The organism is Thermoanaerobaculia bacterium, assembly GCA_035260525.1.
Classification (GTDB): Bacteria; Acidobacteriota; Thermoanaerobaculia; order UBA5066; family DATFVB01; genus DATFVB01.
Genome location: DATFVB010000251.1, coordinates 1 through 6,640 on the forward strand (window position 1 = coordinate 1; position 6,640 = coordinate 6,640).

Sequence of the window (6,640 nt, forward strand, 5' to 3'; positions counted from 1 at the left end):
CGGTCGGAGAAATGGATCGGGACGGCGCACCTCGCGGAGATCCGCGGCGTCGCCGACGCGGAGGTGCCGGACCCGCTCCCCGGCGGATGGAGCCCGTTCGCGCGCCAGCTGTCCCTCCATGCCCTCCACGATTTCTCGCAGCGGTTCATCGACACGATCCCGCTCTCGGGGGCCTGCACGGGGTTCGCCGCGGCGGCGCCGGCGACCGCGGACGGCCACGTGTACCTCGCCCGGAACTTCGACTTCGAAGCCGGGGGGCGCTTCGACCGGGAGAAGATCGTCGCCGCGACCGTTCCCGAAAAGGGGTTCCGCTACCTCTCGGTCACCTTCGGCGGCATGACCGGAGTCGTCTCGGGCTTCAACGAGAAGGGTCTCGGCGTCTCGCTCCAGTCGCTCTCGGGCGGACCGACCGCGTCGGCCGGCGAGCCGTCGTCGCTCGTCGTCGCCGACGTGCTCCAGAACGACGCGACGCTGGACGAGGCGATCGCCCGGATCCGCGCGGCCCGCGTCCTCGTGTCGGATCTGTACCTCGTCGCCGACGCCTCGGGAGCCATGGCGGTCGTCGAGAAGACGCCGAAGTCGACGGGCGTGCGGCGGGGAGGGCCGGAGCTCACGGCCACGAATCTCCCGACCGTGCCCGCGATCGTTCGCGAGGTCGGGCCGCCGCCCCCGTCCTCCTCTTCGCCGGAGCGCCAGCGACGGATCGACGAGATCCTGGCGCGCTCGTCCGGCCGCCTGGACGCGCGAGGCGCGGTCGCCATCCTGCGCGACCGGCGCGGTCCCGGGGACGTCCCCCTCGGCCCGGGAAACCGCAACGCGATCGACGCCCTGATCGCCTGCCACTCGGTCGTGTTCGACCTGACCGCGCGGCGCGCCTGGGTGGCGGCCTTCCCGCACGCGCTCGGGAAATACGTCTGCTTCGACCTCTCGCTCCTCTCGACGGCGGATCCCGACGATCCCCGCTTTTCGGAGCTCGAGAAGGGGGACGTTCCCGCCGACCCGTATCTCGCTTCCGGATACCCGGACTATCTCGCGGCGCGCCGCGAGAACCGGCGGGCCCGCCGGGAGATCATCGACGGGAAGTTCGCGCAAGCGCGGCGGGACGCGGAATCGGCGCTCGCGCGCGCGCCGCAATTCATCGAGGCGCTCGCGTGCCGGGGCGAAGCGCGCCTCCGGCTCGGCGCGTTCGGCGGAGCGGCGGCCGATTTCGAGGCCGCGCTCCGGCTCGATCCCGGGCCGCCGGACTTTGCGCGCGAGATCGCCCGCTTCCGCGATGCGGCCGCATCGCGGAGGGTACCGCGGAAGCTCCTCGCGTTCCCCGTGTCGCTGGAGGACGCACTGGCGTCTCGTGAATAATCGCGCCGCGATGGAAGCGCCGACGCCGATCCTCCGGGGAACCGGCCTGACGAAGACCTACCGTCTGGGCGCGCAGGGCGTCCCGGCGCTCGCCGGTCTCGACATCGAGTTCTCGGCCGGGGAGTTCACCGCGCTCGAGGGACCGTCCGGCTCGGGAAAGACGACGCTGCTGAACGTCCTCGGCCTCCTCGACCGGCCCGACGGTGGCACCCTCCTCCTCGACGGCGAGGATGCGGGAACGCTCGACGAGCGCGCCCGGACGCGCGTGCGGCTCGACCGCTTCGGCTTCATCTTCCAGACGTTCAACCTGATCCCCGTGCTTTCGGCGCGCGAGAACGTCGAGTATCCGATGGCGCTCGCCGGAGCGGGGCGGGAGGTTCGGGAGGAGCGCGCCCGGCGGCTGCTCGCCGGGGTCGGGATCGCGGAGAAGGAGGACGTCCGGCCGGACCTCCTGTCGGGAGGACAGCGGCAGCGGGTCGCGATCGCGCGCGCGCTCGCCAACGACCCCGAGATCGTCTTCGCCGACGAGCCGACGGCGAGCCTCGACAGCCACACGGCCGCCGAGATCCTCGACCTGATGCGCCGCTTGAACGAGGAGCGCGGCGTCGCGTTCCTGTTCGCGACCCACGACCCCCGCGTCGTCGAGCGCGCGCGTCGCGTCGTGACGCTCCGCGACGGCGCGATCGCCGGGGAACGATGAGCATCTGGGCCCTGGCGCTCCGCAACGTCCGGCGAAACCGCCGGCGGAGCCTGCTGACGGCCGGGATCGTCGTCTTCGGCTTCGCCGCTTTCGCGCTCGCCGGGGGGTTCGTCTCGCAGACGTTCGAAGGGTTGAAGGACGGGACGATCCGCGGCGGCGTCGGACATCTCCAGATCGCGCGGCCGGAGACGTTCGCCGGAGCGGAGGAGCGCACGCTCGAGCACGGAATCGAAGACGTCGGCCGGGCGGCCGCGGTCGTCCGGAGCGATCCCGCCGTCGCCGCGGTCCTCCCGCGCATCGACTTCGTCGGGCTCGTCTCGAACGGCAACCGCTCCGTGCCGTACCTGGGAATCGGTTTCGACCCTTCCGACGAAGCGCGCGCGATGGAGACCCGGTCTCTGCTGGTCTCGGGGCGATGGTTCTCGGGCCCGGACGAGATCGCGGTCGTCCTCGGCACGGGGCTCGCTAGCGCCGTCGGAGCGAAGACGGGGGACACGGTGACGGTCTTCGGCACGACGCCGGAGGGCGTCTTGAACGCCGTCGACGCGACGGTCGCGGGGCTCGCGGAGCTCCCGGTCAAGGAGTTGAACGACCGATATCTCGCGACGACGCTGCCCGCCGCCTCGCGGCTCTTGAACGTCAGCGGGACCGTCTCGAAGCTCGTCGTCATGTTGAAACCCGGCGCGAAGGCCGAAGACGCCGCGCCGCGGCTGCGCCGGGCGCTCGCCGCCGCCGGGATGCCGCTCGCGGTGAAGACCTGGCGGGAGCTCGCGCTCTTCTACAACCAGGTGAGGATCCTCTACGCTGGAATTTTCGGGTTCATGGGCGCCGTTCTCGTGATCGTGGTGCTTCTGGCGTGCGCGAACACGATGACGATGGCGGCCGCCGAGCGGACGCGCGAGATCGGGACGTTGAGAGCGATCGGAACTCCTCCCGAAAAGGTCCGAAGGATGTTCGTCGCGGAGGGACTGATTCTCGCGCTCGCCGGCTGCGTTGCGGGCGCCGTTCTCGCCCTGTTCGTCCGGGCGGCGCTCAACGCCTCGCACATCATGCTTCCCCCGCCCCCCGGCGCGTCGCACGGAACGCCGATCCACGTGGCGTTCTATCCCCTGACCTATCTCGCGGGCCTCGCGGCGATGCTCGCGACCCTCGCCGCCGCCTCGTATTTCCCCGCGCGCCGCGCGTCACGCATTCCCATAGTCGAAGCTCTCGCACATGTCTGACCGTCGCGCGAGCGGGCTCGGGGACCCAGGGGCGCGTGGCGGCCGCGCGGCTCGCCCAATGAAGGGCTCGACCGCGCAACCGCCACCCCCTCGCCGACGCTCGCGCTCCCGCATCGCGGAGCTTTCGCCTCGGTTACTTCGGCGAAAGCTTTCCGCGATGCGAAAGGCCCCGCGAGGTAGGGTGCTCCTCGCTTGCGGAGCCGTTGCTCTTGCATCTCTTGCGGGTACGACGAAGCTGATTGGCGCCACCCCCGACGAGCTGCTGAAACTCGCCGACCGGCCCAAGCAGGCGTTCGCCGAAGCGGTCATCCACGCCAAGATCACGGTCATCGAGAACGGGAAGACGACTTCGCCGGCCGAGTTCGAGCTCTACAAGAAGGGGGACGACCGCGGTCTCGTCGTCTTCACGGCGGGCAAGCAGAGAGGAAGGAAGATGCTGACGGTCGGCGACAAGGTCTGGCTGATCGTCCCCGGCTCCTCGCACGCGATCGCCGTCACGCCGAACCAGCGGCTCATGGGCGGCGCCTCGATGGCTGACGTCTCGAAGCTCCGATTCTCGGAGGAGTTTCGCGCCTCGACCGCCGGCCCTCCGGAGACCGTCGACGGGCGCGCGTGCGACGTGCTGAAGCTCGACCCCAAGTCGGCGAAGTCGTCCTACGGAGGAGGAACGCTCTGGGTCGACCGCGACGAGCACCTCGCGCGAAAGGCGGTCGTCAACCTCGTTTCCGGCAAACCCGCCAAGGAGATCACGTTCGACCGCTACGGCAACCAGGCGGGGAAGACGGTGCTCGAGTCGATGACGATCAAGGACCTGCTCGCGGGCCCTTCCGGTCCGGTCACCCGGATCGACTACACGAACTACCGCGTCGCGAAAATCGACGACGAACTGTTGACGCCGGAAGGCGCTCTGAACTTCTAGGCCGTCGCGGGAAGATCAATCTTCGCGATTTCCAGTAGCAGACGGCGTAGTCTTTTCTTCTCCCGGAGCTCCGCTCGCGAGCGATCGTCTGCCGGTAGACGCTCGATAACCGCGGTCTACTCCTGCGGAAATCGCGAGGCGATTTCACGCAGTGCTTCTACGACGAACAGAATGGCACTGAGACCAAGTTGACACGGGAGTGGTCGTCCGCCCGCCGCGCAGGGTGCCTGTAACCCGTCCTCGGTCCGCGCCGGGCGACGACCCACGGAGCCGGTACCGCGACAGGACCCGTTCGCGGCTCTTGGCTCTCGCCGACTGCGTGAGTTATTCCTCCGGCAGCTCCGGCTGGATCAAAACTGTCGCGCGCACGCAAGTGCGCGCCGCCTCCAGACACTCCCATCAAGGAGCGCCGACCTTTGCGGGCGAGCGTCTGCCCGCGAAGTCGGAAATTTTCGGCGCGGGTGGCGCACGGCCGTTCCCTCTCGGAGCCGCCCGCCGCGCACGGTGCCTGTAACCCGTCCTCGGCCCGCGCCGGGCGGGCCGAGAGGGCGGCCGCGCGTCAGGACCCGCGCACCCCTTCCGATCTTCGCCGGCTGCGCGAGTGAGCCCTATTCTTCCGGCAGCTCCGGCTCTTCCTGCTTCGGGCGCTCGACTCCCGGCGACGTGAACTCGAGGATGAGGTCCGGCAGCGTCTCGGAGAACTGCGAGCGCGGAATCACCCGGTCCACGCCCGCCGCCCGGGCGCGGTCGGCGAGCGCCTTGTCCGTGTGGGAGAGGAAGCCGATCATCGGGACGGCCGCGGCGCTCTTGCCGAGCTTCTCGACCTCGTCGAGCACGGCGGGAGTCAGCTCGACGAACGCCGCGGCGGGACGCGCGGCGAGCGCCTTGCCGAGCTCGGCCGGGCTCGCGACGAAATCGACGGGAACCGAGAGGTTCCGGGCGGCGGCGTCGACCTTCGCGCGGAACATCAGGTCTTCGACGCGGGCGACGATGCGTTTCTCCCCCATGGCGCCTCCGTGTCTTTCAGAAAGTCTTGACGAGATCGAGGAGGTATCGGTTCAGGTAGTGCCGCCGGTCCTGCCGCCGCTGGAAGACGACGGACGGCCGGAGCATGACCTGCGGGAGCACGGTGACCGATACTCCGGCACGGTGGCCCACGTACCACGTGTGGAACCACCAGTCGTCCGTATTGTACGCCCCGACGATCGCGTCGCGGTCGACGTACTGATAGATGTCGAAAAGCTGGACGTCCCCCGGCGACCCCTCCCGGCCGATCCGAAGGGCCGCTTCGACCCCGTCCCGGTAGGCGCGCTCCGTCGCGGCCAGGTTGTGCGCCCAGTCGACCGAAAGGGAGATCGGGAAGCGCCCCGCGCCGACCCGGACGCGCGCGAGGGAGTCCACGATGCGGAAATCGTTCTCGTACGCGCTGCCCGGGGCGTAGCCGGGGAGGGCGTAGGCCGGAACGTTCTGGCGGATCCAGGCCTGCCCCGTGTTCTCGAGGTGCGTGAACCGCCAGTAGCTCTCGGACCAGTCGAGGGCCACGCTCTCCGGGTTCCCGAGCTCGATCGTCGCCTGCCCCGCCGCGATGTGCGACCGGTCGTGCTGCCGCTGCGGCCCGTAGAAGAAACCGGCCGTCGCGATCAGCGCGGAAAACGCGCCGAGCGGTAGCCGCCAGGCCGCCGAGCCGCCGATCACCTGGACGTCGTGGTCCCAGAACATTTCGCTCGTCCGCAACGGCATCCCGAACTGTCCGGCGAGGATCATGAAGGGACCGGGCTTGGCCTCGAGGTAGGCGCGGTCGAGGGCGAGGCCGTTGGAGCGGTAGTTGTCGAGCCTCGCGGCGTTCGTGCGGTTCGCGTCGGACCCGAGATCGCCGACGACCCGCACGCCGAGACGAAAATGGTCCGAGGCGACCCAGTCGAGCTCGGGACGGATTTCCGTCCGCCACCGGTAGATGTTCGGGGCGGGCGCCTGCTTCGAGAGCTGGATGTCGTCGTACCGGACGAGCGCGTCCCAGCGGAGCTCGAATCGGCTCTGGGGCGCGGGCGGCGATTCGTAGACTTCCTCTTCGGGAGGCGGGGCGGTCGCGGCCGACGGAGGCGTCGGCGCCTGGGCGGAGGCCAGGGCGGCCCATGCGATCGCTGCCGCGGCCATCGCCGGCGCCGCGCGTCTCACGCCGATCCCACGGCCGGCCGTAAGCCGCGTCCTGCGCGCGGCGTCAAGCGATCTCTCTTTCGCGCGGCTTCACGCCACGACCTCCGCGCGGCTTCACGCCACGACCTCCGACAGGTCGCGCGAGAGCTCCGCCATCGACTGATAGCGGTCGTCGGGGTTCTTCTCGATCGCCCTCATCACGATCCGGGCGATCTTCGGGTCGATGTCGGGGTTCTTCGACTCGATCGCGGGAGGCTTCTCCTGAAGGTGCTTCAACACGACTCCGAG

At 69.9% G+C, this 6,640-nt stretch carries 6 protein-coding genes; 4 read left to right on the forward strand and 2 right to left on the reverse strand.

Features of this window, described 5'->3' with window-relative positions; genetic code table 11:
* From VKH46_12400 to VKH46_12415, 4 genes are all read left to right on the forward strand, one after another.
* Positions 1 to 1,356, forward strand: a 1,356-nt coding sequence (locus VKH46_12400) for a C45 family autoproteolytic acyltransferase/hydrolase (protein HKB71638.1), incomplete at its 5' end; no start/stop codon positions are given.
* A 10-nt stretch (positions 1,357 to 1,366) separates the two neighbouring features.
* Positions 1,367 to 2,056 carry an ABC transporter ATP-binding protein gene (locus tag VKH46_12405; protein ID HKB71639.1) on the forward strand — a complete coding sequence of 230 codons (690 nt, stop codon included), beginning with the start codon at positions 1,367 to 1,369 and terminating at the stop codon, positions 2,054 to 2,056.
* Positions 2,053 to 3,279, forward strand: a complete 1,227-nt coding sequence (locus VKH46_12410; protein ID HKB71640.1) for an FtsX-like permease family protein — start codon at positions 2,053 to 2,055, stop codon at positions 3,277 to 3,279. The genes VKH46_12405 and VKH46_12410 overlap by 4 nt, the downstream gene beginning before the upstream one ends.
* A 157-nt stretch (positions 3,280 to 3,436) precedes the next feature.
* On the forward strand, positions 3,437 to 4,198 hold the full coding sequence (locus VKH46_12415; protein HKB71641.1) for an outer membrane lipoprotein-sorting protein: 762 nt from the start codon (positions 3,437 to 3,439) through the stop codon (positions 4,196 to 4,198).
* 608 nt (positions 4,199 to 4,806) lie between these two features.
* On the opposite strand, the gene VKH46_12420 is transcribed toward VKH46_12415, so the two are convergent.
* The gene (locus VKH46_12420; protein HKB71642.1) at positions 4,807 to 5,205 is read right to left on the reverse strand and encodes a hypothetical protein; all 399 of its coding nucleotides are present in this window, start codon (positions 5,203 to 5,205) and stop codon (positions 4,807 to 4,809) included.
* A 16-nt stretch (positions 5,206 to 5,221) separates the two neighbouring features.
* Positions 5,222 to 6,373, reverse strand: a complete 1,152-nt coding sequence (locus tag VKH46_12425; protein ID HKB71643.1) for a putative porin — start codon at positions 6,371 to 6,373, stop codon at positions 5,222 to 5,224.
* Between the last annotated feature and the right edge of the window lie 267 nt (positions 6,374 to 6,640).

Coding starts and splice junctions, on each gene's coding strand:
- VKH46_12405 (HKB71639.1), top strand. CDS start 1,367: ATGGAAGCGCCGACGCCGATCCTCCGGGGAACCGGCCTGACGAAGACC.
- VKH46_12410 (HKB71640.1), top strand. CDS start 2,053: ATGAGCATCTGGGCCCTGGCGCTCCGCAACGTCCGGCGAAACCGCCGG.
- VKH46_12415 (HKB71641.1), top strand. CDS start 3,437: ATGCGAAAGGCCCCGCGAGGTAGGGTGCTCCTCGCTTGCGGAGCCGTT.
- VKH46_12420 (HKB71642.1), bottom strand. CDS start 5,205: ATGGGGGAGAAACGCATCGTCGCCCGCGTCGAAGACCTGATGTTCCGC.